At 65.4% G+C, this 17,548-nt stretch carries 14 protein-coding genes and 1 pseudogene; 11 read left to right on the top strand and 4 right to left on the bottom strand.

Features of this window, described 5'->3' with window-relative positions; all coding sequences use genetic code 11:
- Positions 1-12 precede the first annotated feature (12 nt).
- Genes ADBZ9O_RS20635 through ribD form a run of 6 tightly spaced genes read left to right on the top strand, consistent with a single transcriptional unit; the run spans position 13 to position 6,483 of the window.
- Positions 13-1,845, top strand: a complete 1,833-nt coding sequence (locus tag ADBZ9O_RS20635) for a DUF2207 family protein (RefSeq protein WP_526524789.1) — start codon at positions 13-15, stop codon at positions 1,843-1,845.
- Complete coding sequence (locus ADBZ9O_RS20630) at positions 1,839-2,375, top strand: LemA family protein (RefSeq protein WP_526524788.1); 537 nt, start codon at positions 1,839-1,841, stop codon at positions 2,373-2,375. Before ADBZ9O_RS20635 ends, ADBZ9O_RS20630 begins: the two co-directional genes overlap by 7 nt.
- Positions 2,376-2,394: 19 nt before the next feature.
- Positions 2,395-3,339, top strand: a complete 945-nt coding sequence (gene fmt / locus ADBZ9O_RS20625) for a methionyl-tRNA formyltransferase (protein WP_526524787.1) — start codon at positions 2,395-2,397, stop codon at positions 3,337-3,339.
- Positions 3,336-4,763 carry a transcription antitermination factor NusB gene (locus ADBZ9O_RS20620; protein WP_526524786.1) on the top strand — a complete coding sequence of 476 codons (1,428 nt, stop codon included), beginning with the start codon at positions 3,336-3,338 and terminating at the stop codon, positions 4,761-4,763. Before fmt ends, ADBZ9O_RS20620 begins: the two co-directional genes overlap by 4 nt.
- A gap of 23 nt (positions 4,764-4,786) precedes the next feature.
- The gene (gene rpe, locus ADBZ9O_RS20615) at positions 4,787-5,473 is read left to right on the top strand and encodes a ribulose-phosphate 3-epimerase (protein WP_526524785.1); all 687 of its coding nucleotides are present in this window, start codon (positions 4,787-4,789) and stop codon (positions 5,471-5,473) included.
- Positions 5,470-6,483, top strand: coding sequence for a bifunctional diaminohydroxyphosphoribosylaminopyrimidine deaminase/5-amino-6-(5-phosphoribosylamino)uracil reductase RibD (gene ribD / locus ADBZ9O_RS20610; protein ID WP_526524784.1), 1,014 nt, complete (start codon positions 5,470-5,472; stop codon positions 6,481-6,483). The genes rpe and ribD overlap by 4 nt, the downstream gene beginning before the upstream one ends.
- A gap of 9 nt (positions 6,484-6,492) precedes the next feature.
- Here the strand turns inward: ribD and ADBZ9O_RS20605 are convergent, their stop codons facing one another.
- Together ADBZ9O_RS20605 and ADBZ9O_RS20600 are read right to left on the bottom strand one after the other, a co-directional pair.
- Positions 6,493-8,151 carry an MFS transporter gene (locus tag ADBZ9O_RS20605; RefSeq protein ID WP_526524783.1) on the bottom strand — a complete coding sequence of 553 codons (1,659 nt, stop codon included), beginning with the start codon at positions 8,149-8,151 and terminating at the stop codon, positions 6,493-6,495.
- On the bottom strand, positions 8,151-8,858 hold the full coding sequence (locus ADBZ9O_RS20600; protein ID WP_526524782.1) for an LppX_LprAFG lipoprotein: 708 nt from the start codon (positions 8,856-8,858) through the stop codon (positions 8,151-8,153). The genes ADBZ9O_RS20605 and ADBZ9O_RS20600 overlap by 1 nt, the downstream gene beginning before the upstream one ends.
- A gap of 337 nt (positions 8,859-9,195) precedes the next feature.
- On the opposite strand from ADBZ9O_RS20600, the gene ADBZ9O_RS20595 reads away from it, so the two are divergent.
- On the top strand, positions 9,196-9,807 hold the full coding sequence (locus ADBZ9O_RS20595; protein WP_526524781.1) for a riboflavin synthase: 612 nt from the start codon (positions 9,196-9,198) through the stop codon (positions 9,805-9,807).
- A 548-nt stretch (positions 9,808-10,355) separates the two neighbouring features.
- Here ADBZ9O_RS20595 and ADBZ9O_RS20590 read toward each other — a convergent pair.
- Positions 10,356-10,808, bottom strand: coding sequence for a hypothetical protein (locus ADBZ9O_RS20590; protein ID WP_526524780.1), 453 nt, complete (start codon positions 10,806-10,808; stop codon positions 10,356-10,358).
- Between ADBZ9O_RS20590 and ADBZ9O_RS20585 the strand changes: the two genes are divergently transcribed.
- Positions 10,801-14,121 (top strand): beta strand repeat-containing protein, encoded by a 3,321-nt coding sequence (locus ADBZ9O_RS20585; RefSeq protein ID WP_526524779.1) that lies wholly within the window; start codon positions 10,801-10,803, stop codon positions 14,119-14,121. The genes ADBZ9O_RS20590 and ADBZ9O_RS20585 overlap by 8 nt on opposite strands.
- A 62-nt stretch (positions 14,122-14,183) precedes the next feature.
- Here the strand turns inward: ADBZ9O_RS20585 and ADBZ9O_RS20580 are convergent.
- Positions 14,184-14,960: pseudogene (locus ADBZ9O_RS20580) on the bottom strand (magnesium transporter); the annotation flags it as partial.
- A 270-nt stretch (positions 14,961-15,230) separates the two neighbouring features.
- Here ADBZ9O_RS20580 and ADBZ9O_RS20575 point away from each other — a divergent pair.
- From ADBZ9O_RS20575 to ADBZ9O_RS20565, 3 genes are read left to right on the top strand one after another with little or no spacing between them, the layout of a single operon-like run.
- Positions 15,231-16,589, top strand: a complete 1,359-nt coding sequence (locus ADBZ9O_RS20575) for a bifunctional 3,4-dihydroxy-2-butanone-4-phosphate synthase/GTP cyclohydrolase II (RefSeq protein WP_526524778.1) — start codon at positions 15,231-15,233, stop codon at positions 16,587-16,589.
- Positions 16,586-17,068, top strand: coding sequence for a 6,7-dimethyl-8-ribityllumazine synthase (ribH, locus tag ADBZ9O_RS20570; RefSeq protein ID WP_526524777.1), 483 nt, complete (start codon positions 16,586-16,588; stop codon positions 17,066-17,068). Before ADBZ9O_RS20575 ends, ribH begins: the two co-directional genes overlap by 4 nt.
- Complete coding sequence (locus ADBZ9O_RS20565) at positions 17,065-17,520, top strand: PH domain-containing protein (RefSeq protein WP_526524776.1); 456 nt, start codon at positions 17,065-17,067, stop codon at positions 17,518-17,520. The genes ribH and ADBZ9O_RS20565 overlap by 4 nt, the downstream gene beginning before the upstream one ends.
- Positions 17,521-17,548: the final 28 nt, after the last annotated feature.

Below are 17,548 nucleotides of genomic sequence, written 5' to 3'. Positions count from 1 at the left end.
GCGGAGGCGGACATGGGATGGATCGGTCGGGCGATCCGGTGGTCAATTGCTTTGGCGCTGATAGCTTTTGCCATTTTTTGGCCACTGGTTTTCGTCAGTACCAGCAGTGGCGGCACCGTCGCGGATCCTGTCACCTTCAGCAACTACCGCGCCGAATTCTTCGTCGACCGCGACGGTAACCTCGATGCCACCGAGACCATCACCGCTGAGTTTCCCGGTGGTCGCCACGGCATCTTCCGGTACTGGGATGTGGCCAACCGCAACAGCCCGCACGTCCGGCAGCCACCCGTCATCACATCGATCACGGTCGACGGTGAGCCGGCCAACTACCAGCTGTTATCCGAAGAAGACGGCCGATACAGCGTGGCCAAGATCGGCGATGCCGACCGCTTCCTGAGCTATGGCACGCACACCTACGTGATCCGCTACACGATTGCCGGCGTCTTGGATCCAGGCAGCACGGGTGCGGGTAAATCGTTCGCCAGCAGCACCATCGACCCCACCGCGTCCGTGCCGGATCCGCCGACGGTGTTCTTCTGGAACGTGGTGGCCCCAGCCTGGAACAACCGCATCGACCGGGCTGAGATCTCGGTGACCCTGCCCGGCGAGGTGAGCGGCGCCCAATGCTCCGTCGGGACTGGGGTCGGCCGGGCCTGTGACGATCTCACCGTCAACGGCAACACCATGACGGTATCGGCCAGTGAGTTGGCGCCACACACGCCGGTCACCGTGCGTCTCGGCGCGGACGTGCCGACACCGCCACGTGCCGAGCTGCCATGGGATTACAGCTGGGACGGCATCCTCGGCCGATCCGAAACCGGCGTGCTGTGGATGATTCTGCTGAGCGTTGTCGGCGCCGGGATCGCCTGGGCAATGGGTAAGGCGACCGTGGAACGCGCACCAGGATTCCCGCTGCAATACGCCCCTCCGGAGGGGCTGGGGCCGGTGCAGTTCGAATACATCCGCACAGAATCTCCTGCGAAGAACGGGCTCACGGCGACGTTGTTCTACCTGGCCGAACGCGGACTCGTCGAACTCGATCAGCACAGTGAGAAAAAGTGGACCATCCGCGCCAAGGGCGATCAGGGTGACTGGGCGTCGGTAGACCCGGTCAGTGTCGCGGTCGGATCCGCGCTGAAGGTGAACTACCCAGGGAAGGAGTTCGACGCCAACGGCACCGTGACGTCCGGCAAAAAATTGACCAAGGCCAAGGCCGATATGGATGCCGCCGTACGCAAATGGGCATTCGACGACGGTCTGCTGGTCAAGCGCCGCGGTGAGTGGTGGGCGCGGGTGGCGAACGTGCTGGCGTTCGTGTTGTTGATCATGGCGGCATTTCGGGTTGGTTTTCCCACGACGATGTGGGTGGTGCCGTTCGCGATGTTCTTCTTCATCTCCGCGCGAGCGTGGCGGGACGGTGTCGGCACCAGGCGCACGCCTGCCGGACGTGACCTGTGGTCGCGGGCGGGCGGGTTCCATCGCATGCTGGTCACCGATTCTGCCGAGTCGCGGTTCGATTTCGGTGCCCGCAAAGACCTCTACAGCGCGTATGTCCCCTTTGCGGTGGCCGCTGGGGCCGCGGCGCTATGGGCGAAGAAATATCAGACTGCGACCGGAACGGTTGCGCCACAACCGGGGTGGTATCCCACCTCGACCAGTCATTCGACGTTCATCGGTGGTTCCGGTGGACCGGATTTCGATAGTTTCGAATCGGCGTTGTCATCGTCCATCGGCGCCTACACGGCGTCCCAGTCGTCGTCCTCGTCCTCCAGCAGTGGGGGCAGTAGTGGCGGTGGGGGCGGCGGAGGTGGCGGTGGCGGAGGAGGTGGAGGCGGCTCATGGTGAGGTTCCTACTGATCGTGGTGCTGCTCATCGCGGTCGCCGTCCTGATCGCATTTGTGCTGGGCTACAACAAGATCCGCTCGGCGGACGTCCGCGTCGAGGAAGCCCTCGGCGGTATCGATGTGCAGCTGACGCGGCGCGCATCGCTTATTCCCGCGCTGGTCAGCACCGTGCAGACGTTCGCCGCCCACGAGAAGCAGATCCTCGACCACGTCACCGAGGCCAGGGCGGCCCTGGATGCGGCCACCGGTGGCAAGTCGGTGGCACAACGTAGCGCCGCAGAAGGACAACTCGACCAGGCGGTCGGGCAGGTACTTGCGCTGGGCCAGACCTATCCGCAGCTCAATTCGTCGAGCAACTTCCTGAATCTGCAGGAAAATCTGGCCGATACCGAGGACAAACTTGCCTTCGCCCGGCAGTACTACAACGATGCCGTCGCGACGGTGAACAAGCTGATCAGCACCATTCCCTGGATGTTCGTCGCAGGGACCACCGGGGTCTCGCAGCGGGAGTTCTATCAGACCCCGCGCTGACGGCCCCTAGACTGTCGCGGTGCGTCTTGTCTTCGCCGGCACCCCGGAACCCGCAGTGCCCGCGTTGCGTCGCCTCATCGCCTCACCGCGGCACGAGGTGATTGCCGTGCTCACCCGGCCTGACGCGGTCGCGGGCCGGCGCGGCAAACCCGCACCGTCGCCGGTGGCGGTGGTAGCCGCCGAGCACGGTATCCCGGTGCTGCGCCCGCAACGCCCCAACTCCGAGGAGTTCGTCGCCGAGCTCACCGAGCTGGCGCCGGACTGCTGTGCGGTGGTGGCCTTCGGGGCGCTGCTGCGCGACGGGCTGCTGGCGATCCCGCAGCACGGCTGGATCAATCTGCATTTCTCGCTGCTGCCGGCCTGGCGCGGCGCGGCCCCCGTTCAGGCGGCGATCGCGGCGGGTGACACCGTGACCGGTGCGAGCACCTTTCGGATCGAACAGGGCCTGGACACCGGACCGGTATACGGGGTGGTCACCGAAACCATCCGGGCCACCGACACCGCCGGGGAACTCCTTGACCGCCTTGCCGTTTCCGGTGCTGCACTGCTGGAAAGCACCCTCGACGGTATCGAGGACGCCACGCTGCGCCCGGTACCGCAACCGGTCGAGGGCGTCAGCCTGGCGCCCAAGATCGATGTCGACGAGGCCCGGATCCGCTGGGACCTGCCTGCCCATACCGTCGAGCGACGGATCCGCGCGGTCACCCCCAACCCTGGCGCCTGGACCATGATCGGTGACCTGCGGCTCAAGGTCGGACCGGTCACTGGAGATACCGACGCCGAGCCCATGTCTGCGGGGGAGATCCGCGTCGAACGCAACCGCGTGTTGATCGGAACTGCTTCGCAACCAGTGCAATTGGGCACTGTTCAACCACCAGGAAAGAAACCGATGAATGCCGCCGACTGGGCGCGCGGGGCTCGCCTCGATGACGCCGACGGACCACATGGACCGCGCGCAACATGACCGATCGTCCTCCCAAACGTCCGCAGTCCGACCGTGGTCGCACTGGGCCGCCGAAAAGACCCGCCCGCAAACCACTGGACTCGGCGCGTCAGGCGGCCTTCGATGTGCTGCGGGCTGTCTCCGAACGGGACTCCTACGCCAACCTGGCGTTACCCGCACTGCTCACCGAGCGCGGAATCACCGGCCGTGATGCCGCTTTCGCCACCGAACTGACCTACGGCACCTGCCGGACCCGCGGCCTGCTGGACGCCGTCATCTCTGCTGCGGCCGGTCGCCCGCCCGAGAACATCGACCCGGTCCTGCTGGATCTGCTGCGGCTCGGCACCTACCAGTTACTGCGCACCCGCGTCGAGCCGCATGCCGCGGTATCGACCACCGTTGAACAGGCCGGTATCGAATTCGACACTGCGCGTGCCGGTTTCGTCAATGGTGTGCTTCGCAAGATATCGGGTCAGGACGAAGCGGCGTGGGTCGCCGAACTCGCGCCGTCGGCGACCGCCGATCCGCTCGGCCATCTGGCGTTCGTCCACGCTCATCCGCGCTGGATTGCGCAGGCGTTTGCCGACGCGCTGGGATCGCGCGCCGGCGAGCTGGGTGCGCTGCTGAGCACTGATGATGAACGACCTGTGGTGCACCTGGCGGCCCGCCCCGGGGTGCTGACTGCGGAAGCGCTCGCCGACGCCGTCGGCGGTGAGGTGGGAACCTATTCGCCCTATGCGGTGTATCTGCCCAGCGGTGACCCCGGCCGGCTGGCGCCGGTCAGGGACGGCCAGGCGCTGGTCCAGGATGAGGGCAGCCAGTTGGTGGCGCGCGCGCTGACCCTCGCGCCGCTCATCGGCCCCGATGGCGGGCGCTGGCTGGACCTGTGTTCGGGCCCCGGTGGGAAGACGGCGATCTTGGCCGGGATCGGGACCGAATCCGGCGCTACCGTGACCGCTGTGGAGCCGGCCGCCCGCCGCGCCGATCTGGTCGTCGAGAACACCCGCGGTCTACCTGTCGAGGTGGTCCGGGTGGACGGTCGCGAATCCGGTCTTGAGCCAGGTTTCGACCGGGTGCTGGTCGATGTGCCGTGCACGGGTCTTGGTGCGTTGCGCCGCCGCCCCGAAGCCCGTTGGCGCAGGCTGCCCTCGGATGTTCCTGACCTGACAAAACTGCAGCGACAGTTACTGGCTGCGGCCATCGAACTGACCAGACCCGGCGGCGTGGTGTTGTACGCGACCTGCTCACCGCACCTGGCCGAGACAGTCGGTGTCGTCGCCGACGCGGTGCGCCGCTATCCGGTCACGGCACTTGATACCCGACCACTGTTCGCCCCGGCCACCGATATCGGTGCCGGCGCCGGTGACGGACCGCATGTCCAGCTGTGGCCGCACCGCCACGGCACCGACGCCATGTTCGCGGCCGCCTTGCGCCGTGACGCCTGAAGGCGACCTCTAAGGTGGGGCGCATGTCGCCGACGTCCGAACCGCTCATTGCGCCGTCGATCCTGTCCGCCGATTTCGCCAGGCTGGCCGACGAAGCTGCCGCCGTGCACGGCGCCGACTGGCTACACGTCGACGTGATGGATGCGCATTTCGTCCCCAATCTGACGCTGGGCCTGCCGGTGGTGGAGAGCCTGCTGGCCGCCACCGCCATCCCGATCGACTGCCACCTGATGATCGACAACCCCGAGCGGTGGGCACCGCCGTATGCCGAGGCTGGGGCGTACAACGTGACGTTCCACGCCGAGGCCACCGACAACCCCGTCGGCGTCGCCCGCGATATCAGGGCGGCGGGGGCCAAGGCCGGACTGTCGGTGAAACCCGGTACTGCGCTTGAGCCCTACCTGGAGATCCTGCGCGATTTCGACACCCTGCTGGTGATGTCCGTCGAGCCGGGCTTCGGCGGGCAGAGCTTCATGCCGGAGGTGCTGGCCAAGGTCCGCACCGCCCGTCGGCTCGTCGATGCAGGCGAGCTGACGATCCTGGTGGAAATCGACGGCGGGATCAACGCCGACACCATCGAAGCGGCCGCCGAAGCCGGCGTCGACTGCTTCGTGGCGGGATCGGCGGTCTACGGCGCCGAGGACCCAGCGGCCGCGGTTGCGGCGTTGCGGCGTCAGGCCGGGGCCTTCTCGCCGCACCGCCGGTTATGACCTTGCCGGCGACGCTGGAACGGGCCATGCGCCTCGCGGTCGATCAGGCCAACCAGGTCAAAGGCGCCACCTACCCGAACCCACCGGTCGGTGCGGTCATTGTGGACCGCGACGGGCAGATCGCCGGTGTCGGTGGTACCGAGCCCGCGGGCAGCGCGCATGCCGAAGTGGTGGCGTTACGGCGTGCGGGCACCAAAGCCGCTGGCGGGACGGCGATAGTGACGCTGGAGCCGTGCAACCATCATGGTCGGACCCCGCCTTGTGTGGATGCCCTTCTGGCCGCAGGCATTTCGAAGGTGGTCTACGCCGTCGGCGACCCCAACCCGGTGGCAGCAGGCGGTGCGACGCGACTGACGGCAGCCGGTGTGGAGGTGGTCGCGGGCCTCGCGGACGACTTGGTGCGGACCGGGCCGCTGCGGGAGTGGCTACACAAGCAGCGCACCGGTCTGCCGCATGTCACCTGGAAATACGCCGCCAGCATCGACGGCCGCAGCGCCGCCGCCGACGGATCGAGCCGATGGATCACCGGTGAGGCGGCCCGTGCCGATGTGCACCGCAGGCGTGCGGCAGCGGACGCGATAGTGGTTGGGACCGGCACGGTGTTCGCCGACGACCCGACGCTCACGGCCCGGCTTCCCGACGGCACGCTGGCCGCGCGGCAGCCATTGCGGGTGGTCGTCGGTGAGCGTGAAATCTCTTCTGAGTCAAACGTTCTCAACGATGACTCGCGCACCATGGTGATCCGGACGCACGATCCGCACGAGGTGCTCAGGGCGCTGTCGGACCGCACCGACGTCCTTGTCGAAGGCGGGCCGACGCTAGCGGGTGCCTTTCTGCGCGCCGGTGTGATCGACCGGATCCTGGCCTATGTGGCCCCAATCCTGTTGGGCGGCCCAGTGATTGCCGTCGACGATGTCGGTGTGACCAGCATCGGCAAGGCGTTGCGCTGGCGCTACGACGGAGTGGACACCCTTGGGCCGGATCTGATGCTGTCGCTGGTACCGCAGTAGGGGACCGGCTCAGCGCGGATCAGGTCGTGGGATCCGGGTCGTCGCGTTCGGATCGCTGCGATGCGCACCGGCCCGAGGGATCTGTTGGGTCGCAGGATCGCTGGGCACCGACAGCACCTGGGTGGCAGTGTCATCGCCAGCGGGGGAGTTGGCCGGGATGGCCTGGTCGTCATCATCGGCATGCGTGTGCTTACCGGCGATCAACAGCCCAATGAACGCGCCGACGACGCAGACGATCGCGGTGATGCCGAACATCCCGCCGTACTGCATGGCAAAGGCCAGCTTGTACCGGGCGGCCTCACCGGAGACCTTCTCCAGCAGACTGGTACCGCTCGACGGTGGCAGAGACGCCAGGATCTGGTTGAAGCGGTACAGGCCCCACGCGGACAGAGCCGCGACACCGATCAGCATGCCGGTCATCCGCGCAACGACGACCAGCGACGACGCGATACCGTGCTGTTTGCTGGGTACGACGCGCAACGCCGCAGACGTCAGCGGCCCGATCACCAGGCCAAGTCCGAGGCCGGCGACAACCAGATCGGTGTCGAAGGCAGGCAGCGTGAACAAACCGAGGTTATGGCGGGCCGAGAGCACATCGACGCCCCACTTCGACACCAGCAGATAGCCGCCCGCGGCGATCAGCATGCCGACGAACACCACGATCCGGTCGCCAACCCTGGTGGCGATCCAGCCACCGACCAGCGCCCCGACCGGCAACGCGGCCAGGAACCAGGTCAGCTTCAGGGCGGCGGGAACCTGTTCGAGGCCAAGTACGCCGACACCGAACAGTTCGACGTTGACCAGCGTCACCATCAGCGCGGCACCTGCGCACAGCGAGGTGCCCAGCGCCGCCGCGAAAGGCAGAAACCGCACCCCGGCCGGATCGATCAACTTGGTTCGGGCGATGCGTTCCCAGATGAAGAACGCGATCGCCGCGATGACGGCACCACCGACAAACCACAGACCCGATGGCGGCAGGATCTGTTTACCGTCGGGTGCGGGGTTGTACAGCCCGATCACCGCAAGGCCGAGTGTGATCGCCAGCAGGACACCGCCGATGACGTCCACCCTCTCGGGTGGATCGGTGCCGCGCTCCCGGGCAGGCACGCTGAGCTGGATCATCACCATCGCGATGATCGTGAACGGAATGTTGATCCAGAACACGTCGCGCCAGGTGCTGAGCAACGTCACCACAGCCACGCCCCAGAGCGGGCCGAGCACACTGCCGAGTTCCTGAGCCGCACCCACTCCGCCGAGCACAGCGGCCCGGTTGCGGGCGGCCCATAGATCTGCGGCAAGTGCGAGCGTGACGGGCAGCAGCGCACCACTGGCGGTGCCCTGGATGAGACGGCCGATCACCAGCATCGTCAGGTCGTTAGATAACGCGGTGACCACCGAACCGGCCGCGAAACCGAGCAGGCCGACCTGCAACACCAGTTTGCGGCCGAACCGGTCCGAAGCCCGGCCCAGCAGCGGCATGGCCGCGATATAGCCGAGCAGATACACGGTGATGATCGGCGTGATCTGCTGGATCTTGTTAACCGGGATGCCGACGTCTTTCATGATGTCGGTCATGATCGTGACCACGACATAGGTGTCGATGGCACCCAGCAGGACAGCGAGGCCGCCCGCGCTGATCGCTACGCCGCGGCTAGAACTCGTGCGCATTACATCGCAGGTTTGGTGACGGTGACCGGCGCATTCCACTTCGACAGGGTCATCTGAATGGATGTGCCGCTGGCCGGGTCGATCTGGGACTGCACCAGGTTGTGGTCGCCGCCCTTTTCGACCCACGCGATACCGGGCACCGCATCAGTGACCTTCAGGTCGATCAGCTTGTTGACGGCGTCGGCATTGAGCTTGCCGGTGATCTTGACCGTCTCCACACCGTTGATGGTCTCGCTGGACTCAGACTTGGGGTCTGAGAAGTTCGACAAGATATTGGCCAGACCGGTTTCCGGGTTCAGGATGGTCGACGGGTCGTAGATATCGGCGGCGGGACCGAGGTCGAGCCAGCTGTTCGGGCTCAACGACGCGTAAAGGGTGCTGTCGATGACAACGAGCCCGGCGTCGACGTCGGAGCCGCCCATGGTGATCGTGGCATTGCCCTGGACGGCTGTGGCGGGCACGTTCGTCAGATCGCCGCTGAGCTTCTTGATCGGCAGGCCCTCGATCTTGCCGTTCACCGTGATATCGAGGTGAGCGCTCTTGAGGTTCTTGGTGGTCTGCGCGGACTGCTGGAGTAATCCGGCGGCGTCCGGAAGTGGTTCGGTGGACGTTGACGAGGACGATGAGCAACCGACCGCCAAGGCCGCGGCAGTACTGATAGCGGCCGTGGCGATGAGGATGCGGGACAAGCGGGTGCGCGTCTGCATGCCTGCATCGTAGATGGTCTACAGATCGGCCTGGCACCCGCACGATTACCGTTGTATGTCGGTTCGCCAGCCGGCGCGGCGGGTGTCATGCCCATTGACCTGGAGTTTCGGCAGGTGCCGGTAGATAGCGGTGGCGGTGCTGCCATGGTCACGGCGATGGCAGCCAGGGGTATGCGCGGCGGATATAGGCCGCAGCTCTGAGCGCGCGCCGCGGTCCCCGCCCAACGTGCACTTACGACACGTCTTCTGCACTAGCGTGCACAAAGTGAACGTTCGGCAATCCCGTAGCGGGCTGTCGGCCTCGTGGGCCGGTCCGGCCACCCTTTAACCTGTAGGCGTGTTCACCGGAATCGTCGAAGAGCTGGGCGAAGTGGTCGGCAAAGAGGACCTCAGCGATGCTGCGCGGTTCGTCATCCGCGGGCCTGTGGTCACCGCCGATGCGGGCCATGGCGACTCCATCGCGGTCAACGGGGTATGTCTGACTGTGGTTCAGGTGCTGCCGGGCGGAGAGTTCAGCGCCGACGTGATGGCAGAGACCCTCGACCGGTCCAGCCTCCAGCAGCTCGCCGTTGGGTCCAGGGTCAACCTGGAGCGGGCGGCCGCGGTGAACAGTCGACTCGGGGGCCATATCGTTCAGGGTCATGTCGACGGCACTGGCCACGTGCTGTCGAGGACCTCGTCGGAACATTGGGATGTGGTGCGAATCTCGTTGCCGCACAGCGTGTCCCGTTATGTCGTCGAAAAGGGTTCGATCACGGTCGACGGTATCTCGCTGACTGTTTCTGGCCTCGGCGGCGATGAAGCCGGGGAGTGGTTCGAGGTATCGCTGATTCCGACCACCCTTGAGCTGACCACCCTCGGGCGCGCGCCTGCCGGCACCCCGGTCAACCTCGAAGTGGATGTCATCGCGAAATATGTCGAACGGCTGTTGGGCGCTCGCGAGCGGTGATCCGACGTTATACCAGCAACCGGCTGTAGCGTCCGTCAGTTTGCTAAATCTTCGCCAGGGCGGAAATGACATAGCTCTGTCACGGTTGTGCCAGTTCTTGTGCTCATCGTAAACGCCCTGCTCAGACGGTTCGGGGAGAATTGACCCGCGCGTAATCTTAACGAAAACTGATAAGCGTGTTAAGTTGCGGATTCAATCGTGACGTGCGTCGCTCACCCTCGACCTAGGTGAGTCTCGTCACCACTGACACGAGCGGGGAAACTCGGTGGGTTTGGGCAAGCGCGCGGTGCGCAGCGAGACTTTCGCAGCGACGGTAGGCGCAGGACTGGCGGTAACCGCTGGACAGGGCATGATCTCGGCTGCCACCGGTCCGGGTCCCGTTATGGGGCGCGTGGTTCGGGGGATTCGGTGAGTTCCAAGAAGCATGCGGCCCGTCACCGCAAGCAGGCAGCCCGGCACCGTAAGCAGCCGGTTCGCGCCGGGCAGCGTGCGGCCCGCAACGGGTTTTTCGTTGCAGCGGTGGGGCTCGGCCTGGCGGTAGCCGCAGGTCAAGGTGTGGCCGCGGCCAGTACCGACACTGGTTCGTCGGATTCCGGAGCGACCCCGCATTCGACGGGCAAGTCCGATGGCAATTCCGGCCATTCCGCGAACTCCAGCTCCACTAACTCCAGCCGCGCAAATGGACCTGCCCGCGCGCGTGCGACGAGCAAGGCATCGGCGGCATCGGCATCGGCCTCCGACAGCGACTCCTCGTCGTCCGTCCAGTCTTCGGGCTCGGGCCAGGCCACCACGGCGGTCAGTACTACGACAGACGCGACCACCGAAACGGTGTCGTCGCCGACGACGACCGGCTCCACCGGCACGACGCCGGCAACGCCCACCGTCGAGGCCCCCACGACGGTGGTACCGGCTGAGACCACAACGGTTGACACCACAATGACGGATGCGCCGACAGTGACGGCCGCCGTCCCGTCGATCGAAGACTCTCCTGGCGTGATCATTCGGAAGTCGACGATGGCCAGGGCGGCCGCCGCCGCGGCCGCCGCAACTGCCGAGTCGATGACCCTGTCAGTGCCGTCTGCTGCTGCTGCCGCCGCCCCGGCGGCGGCTCCGTCTGCTGCCGCCCCCTCTTATGCCGCTGCCTCGATGGAGGGGGATCTGTCGGCCGTCCAGGAGGGCGCGGGCCCCATCACCACCCCAGCGCAGTACGACATCCAGACATCACTCGACGCCTGGGGCGCGGCGTTGGATGCATTTTTGGCTGCACCGATGTCGCTGAGCAACGCCTGGCTGAAGTACCCGGTGGAGGTCATCAACCTGTTTTTCACCTCCTCGATCGTGGCGGACTCGTTCTCGCACATGCTCAATGGCATGGCTACGCTCATCAACGAGTTCATCCCGCCTTTCAAGATGGTGGACGGCGCACCCGCAGCCATCACGCCGGCGTCGGTGATGGCTGCGGCCGTCGCTGGTGCCGTCGTGGTCATGAACATCGCGCAGACGTGGGACGTCGACGTCTGGGGCGCGGAGGTGCTCAGCTTCGCCAAGGGGATGGTCGCCCTCGGCAACCTCGATCTCATTACCGCAGAGCAGGATCCGATCATCGCGGCTGCCACCGGAGCCTTCCTGGCCCCGGCGACCGTCTTGGACCAGCAGATCGAGCTCGGTTACGACCCGAACCCGGCCTCACTGATCATGTATATCGCTGTGGTTGCGCTCTTTCGGCGGTTCGAGAATGTAGCGACCGATCACGCCCCCGTGGTGACTGACATGCAGCAAACCAGTCAACATCTCTCGGGTGCGAGCGGGACCACCGTCTCGGGGTACGTGCAGTTCTACGATGCCGACGGCGACCCGATCACCTCGTTCGGTTTCACCGAACCCACCGATAGTCGATTCACCGTCACCGTCGTTGACGCCGGCAACGGAAAGATGAATTGGACGGTGTGGGACTGGAATCCGTTGTCCAGCGACAAATCTCCCAAGACGATGACGTTCACCATGACTATCCTCGCTCAGGGCGATGGCCAGATAAGTGTGTTGCATCCGTACATGCCGGAAGGCGACACAGCCACCACGCAGAAGACGGTCACGGTGACCGTCTACTACAACCAGGCTGTCGGGTCCATGACCAACACGGTCGGCAGCACCTCGGGGCTGGGTGTGGTTCGCGGGACCGTCTCGGCACCGAACAACGCCAACAATCCGATGACCTACTCACTGGTCGGCGCCAACGGGGGATCGGCATATACCGCCAACGGCGGGATCGTCAAGCTCGATCCGACCACCGGTGCGTATACCTACATACCGAACAGGGCGGCGGGCGGGACGTCGGACTCGTTCCAGCTGACAAGCACCGACAGCTTCGGCCATACCTATACGACGACCGTGAATGTGCCGGTGAGCGCGACGGCGCCGGTGACGACCAACGGTTCCGTCCCAGGCAAGGTCACCGGCAACCTGAACGTCAGCGGTGCCGACACCGGGCTGATGACCTACAGCATCGGCACGGCCCCAAATGCGCTGCGGGGCAACGTGGTGCTCAATGCCGACGGCAGTTTCACCTACACCCGCACGGCGGCGGGTCATACCCAGCCCACGGCCGACTCGTTCACCATCCTCGGAACCGACAGCACCGGAAAGACGGTGACGGTCGCGGTGGTCAACGTCAACCCGACGGTGGGCAACGGTGCTCCTTTGGGTAACGGTGTGACTGTGAGCAGTTCATCGTTGACCCGCATTGTCGGTCCGTACGACAAGCAGGATACGTCTGGCACGCTGAAAGCGACGGACGCCGACGGCGATCCGCTCACCTGGGCTGCCGGCACTTACGGAACCGCCCAGGGCGGAACGATCACTGTCAACGCCAACGGGACATTTAGCTACACGAATCAGAAGTACGCATGGTTCGGCGTCTCGGACAGCTACTGGCACGACCATGCCGTCACCGGTGATCCCGGCGACACGTTCACGGTCAACGTCAGTGATGCCTTCGGTGGTATCACCGCAGTGACCTACTCGATCCCGATCGAAAAGCAAAACGCCACACCAACTTTGAACGGGTCTGTCAGCAGTTCGAGTACCAGCGGCCTTGGCGTGGTGCGCGGCACCATTGCGAACGGTTCTGATGGTGACGGTGACGGCTTGACCTACACCCTGGTCGGCACCACAGGTGGTTCGGTCTACGGCTCCAACGGCGGCATCATCACCATGTCTGGCACTTCGTTCACCTATATCCCGAAGTCAGGGGTCGCGTCGGATTCGTTCCAGGTGCAGGTGTCAGACGGCCACGGTGGCACCACCACGGCGACGGTCACTCTGACCGGGCTGACGACCCCGTCGCCGCAGACCAACACCAACACGACGGCCGGTGTCACGACCGGTTCGCTGAACGTCCCGGCCGGCGATACCGGGCTCGGGCTGACCTACAGCCTCGGCGGCGGCCCGTCGAAGGGCAGTGTGATCGTCAACTCCAACGGCACCTACACCTACACCCGGACCGCCGGGCTGGGCCACACCACAACCCCAGCTGATTCGTTCACCATCAAGGCCACCGATGCCACTGGCAAGTCGGTGATCATCGCGACCATCAACGTGGCCCCGTCGGTAAGCAACAACGCACCCGCGTTGACCGTCAACGGCAGCTCCGGGACGGTCACGCTGTCTGGTCCGGGATCCAAGACCAACCCCAACGCGGCCGGGGTCCAGACGGTCACCGGCATGACATTCGTCGCCAGCGACGCCGACTCCGACGCACTGCTGATCAACAACAAGTTCGATGGCACCGGCACGACCTTCGCCTTGGCCAGCGGCGGCACCATCGCCACCGCCAACGGCGGCACTGTGACCGTCAACTCCAACGGCACCATGTCGTACTCGATCAGCCAGAGCGCGGCCTACTTCCACGCCGCGGCCAAGATGGGGGCCAGCACGGCGCAAAAGACGGACTGGTTCAACTTCACCGTCACCGACGGCTACGGCGGCACCAGCACCGTCACGGTGGTCATCCCGATCTACGCCGAAAACAGGGACCCGGTTACGAGCGCCGTCAAGGTCGGCAATAGCTGGACGTCCATAAAAGCGACCGATCCCGATGGCGAGACGATCTCGACCACGAAACTCGGCTCTGTGCCCAGTGACGCCAACCCCGGCTCGGGGTACATCGTCTCCACCGGGGACTCCCTGACCGGCAGTCTCAACCTCGGCACCGCCGCCCTCACCAAGTTCTCCGCCTTTACCATCACCGTCTACGACGGGTACTGGAGGACCTCCAACGGCGTGGTGACCAGCACGCCGGGCCAGAAGCAGGTCTGATCCGCCCCGACACCGTCTCGAGTGTGGAAGACGTGGAACAACACAAGCACCAGCACAGGTAACTAGAGCCCCGCGAGCTGGGGCAGCGTCGCGTGCGCGATCAGGAAGTAGATGATCAGCCCGGTGCCGTCGACGATCGTGGCGATCATCGGCCCCGACACCACCGCCGGATCCACCCGGCACTTCTTGAGCAGCGGCGGCAGCACCGATGCCACGATCGATGCCCAGAGCACGATCGCCGCGACCGTCAGCGACAGGGTGACGGTGACCTGCGGGCCGACACCGAGGGTCCACGCGCGGATCACGGCGGTGATGAAGAAGCCCGTCGCTACTTCCTTGGCCAGGATTCGGGGCAGGTCGCGCAGCCGCACCTGTCCGGTTCCCATGGCGGGCAACAGCGTTGTGGTGATCTGGGTGCCGGTGTTGCCGCCCGTTCCGATCAGGAGCGGGATGAAGAACGCCAAGGCGACGACGGCCTCGAGCTCGTCCTCGAACGCCCGCAACACCGTGCCGGTGTAGGCCTCGGCCACGAACAGCACGAGCAACCACACAATTCGTTTGCGCCACAACCGAAATGGCGAGGCGCGAAGGTAGGGGACTTCGAGAGGTTCCGAACCGCCCTGGCGTTCGGCGTCCCGGGTCGCTTCGGTTTCGATGATGTCGGCCGCCGTGTCGGCGGTGAGCACACCCAGCAGCGTGCGTTGTTCGTCGACCACCGGCAGTGCGGCCAGTTCATAGTCGAGCAATGACTGGGCGGCCTGCTCGGCGTCGATCAAGGGACCGACACAGACGGGATCGTGGCTGCTCAGTTTCGCGACGGTCTGGTCGGGCTGGGCCAAGCCACAACGCTTTCTTCATGGCTGCCAGCGAGACCATCGACAGTACGCTCGGCGCGTCCGTCCTGTCACGTACGTCACACAGATCCGCCGGATCTGTGCACCATCACCTGGCCTGCAGATATCCGCATTTCGGGGTGGCCCGGCAGTCCCGAACTGGGCCGCTGAACAGGACGGGCAATAACCCGGCGCTTGTAGTGGTTCATACTGTCTGAAAGCAGCATCACTTGGGATTCCCTGGTGGAACCCAGCGGAAATGGGCAGGCGGCAAGGATGACGAGGCTGGACACCGTCGAGCGGGCGATCGCCGATATCGCCGCGGGCAAGGCCGTTGTCGTAGTCGACGACGAGGACCGCGAGAACGAGGGCGATCTGATCTTCGCCGCAGAGAAGGCCACGCCGGAGCTGGTGGCGTTCATGGTCCGTTACACCTCGGGCTATCTCTGCGTCCCTCTCGACGGCGATGTCTGCGACAAGCTGGGCCTGCTGCCGATGTATGCGGTCAACCAGGACAAGCACGGCACCGCCTACACCGTCACGGTCGACGCGAAGCGGGGTGTTGGTACCGGGATCTCGGCGTCGGACCGCGCCACCACGATGCGGCTGCTCGCCGACCCCACCAGCGTCGCTGAGGAGTTCACCCGACCCGGACACGTGGTGCCGTTGCGTGCCAAGGACGGTGGCGTGTTGCGTCGCCCCGGGCACACCGAGGCCGCCGTTGACCTGGCCCGCCTGGCCGGACTGAATCCTGCGGGCGCGATCTGCGAGATCGTCAGCCAGAAGGACGAAGGCGCCATGGCGCAGACCGACGAGCTGAGGGTCTTCGCCGACGAGCACAACCTCGCGCTGATCTCCATCGCGGACCTGATCGAGTGGCGACGCAAACACGAGAAGCACATCGAACGCATTGCTGAGGCGCGGATCCCCACCCGCCACGGTGAGTTCCGCGCTGTCGGCTACAAGAGCATCTACGAGGACGTCGAACATGTCGCGCTGGTCCGCGGTGAGCTCTCCGGACCGAACAGCGATGGCCACGACGTCCTGGTGCGCGTGCACTCCGAGTGCCTGACCGGCGATGTTTTCGGGTCCCGACGTTGCGACTGCGGACCCCAGTTGGACGCGGCGATGGCGATGGTGGCACGCGAGGGGCGCGGCGTGGTGCTCTACATGCGTGGGCATGAGGGCCGCGGTATCGGACTGATGCACAAACTGCAGGCCTACCAGTTGCAGGACGCCGGCGATGACACTGTCGATGCGAACCTCAAGCTGGGCTTGCCCGCGGACGCCCGGGACTACGGGATCGGCGCCCAGATCCTGGTCGATCTGGGTATTCGCTCCATGCGACTGCTGACCAACAACCCCGCCAAGCGCGTCGGGTTGGATGGCTACGGTTTGCACATCATCGAGCGGGTTCCATTGCCAGTGCGTGCGAACTCCGAGAACATCCGCTACCTGATGACCAAACGCGACCGGATGGGTCACGATCTAAGCGGGCTGGACGATTACGACGAGTCGGTAACGATGGACGATTACGCCGAAGCAGAGTACTTACTGGGTGACCGGAGCCCAGGCAGCCAGGCGGCGGCGGAGCCGACCGTGATGAGGGCCCAGGCGGCGGAGCCGACCAAATGAGTGGAGGCGCAGGCGTTCCAGAGATGCCCGACCTGGACGCCGGTGAGTTGTCCCTGGCGATTGTCGCCAGCACCTGGCACACCCAGATCTGCGACGCCCTGCTCGACGGTGCATTGCGGACCGCCAAGGGCGACGGTATCGCCGAACCGACGGTGGTTCGGGTATTGGGTGCCATCGAAATCCCGGTGATCGCCCAGGAACTCGCTCGCGATCATGACGCCGTGGTGGCCCTCGGTGTGGTGATCCGCGGTCAGACGCCGCATTTCGACTATGTCTGCGATGCGGTCACCCAGGGACTGACCCGGGTTTCTCTCGACGAGTCGACACCGGTGGCCAATGGCGTGCTCACCACCAACACCGAAGAGCAGGCACTGGATCGTGCGGGACTGCCGGGTTCGGCCGAGGACAAAGGCGCGCAGGCGGTGGCCGCGGCGCTGAGCACTGCGCTGACACTGCGCAGTCTGCGCGCCGCCCGGTGACGGACTCCACCGTCTCACCTGCCTGGGATGTCACTGTGCGTCCGCGCCTGACGCCGTATTTCGCCTATGGGGCGGCGGCCATCATCCTGCTCGCGCATATCGCGATCGGATTCCTGCTCAAGATCAAATCGACCGGCGTGGTGTTCCAGACCGCCGATCAGGTCGCGTTCGCGATTCTGGGTCTTATCCTCGCGGGGTTGATCTTGCTGTTGGCCAGGCCGCGGTTACGTGTCGGCGCCGAGGGGCTGTCGGTACGGAACCTGTTGGGCGACAAACTGATTCCATGGGCCGATGTGGTGGATGTCTCATTTCCGCTCGGCGCGCGTTGGGCGCGGGTCGATCTGCCCGACGACGAGTACGTCCCTGTGATGGCCATCCAGGCAATCGACAAGGACCGAGCCGTCGATGCAATGGACACCGTTCGGGCCTTGGTGGCGCGGTACCGGCCCTGATCGGTAGGGAGCTGTCGTCGCTCGGTAC

The organism is Mycobacterium sp. (assembly GCF_965229105.1).
GTDB lineage: Bacteria > Actinomycetota > Actinomycetes > Mycobacteriales > Mycobacteriaceae > Mycobacterium.
This window is presented reverse-complemented; position numbering and strand designations above follow the sequence as displayed.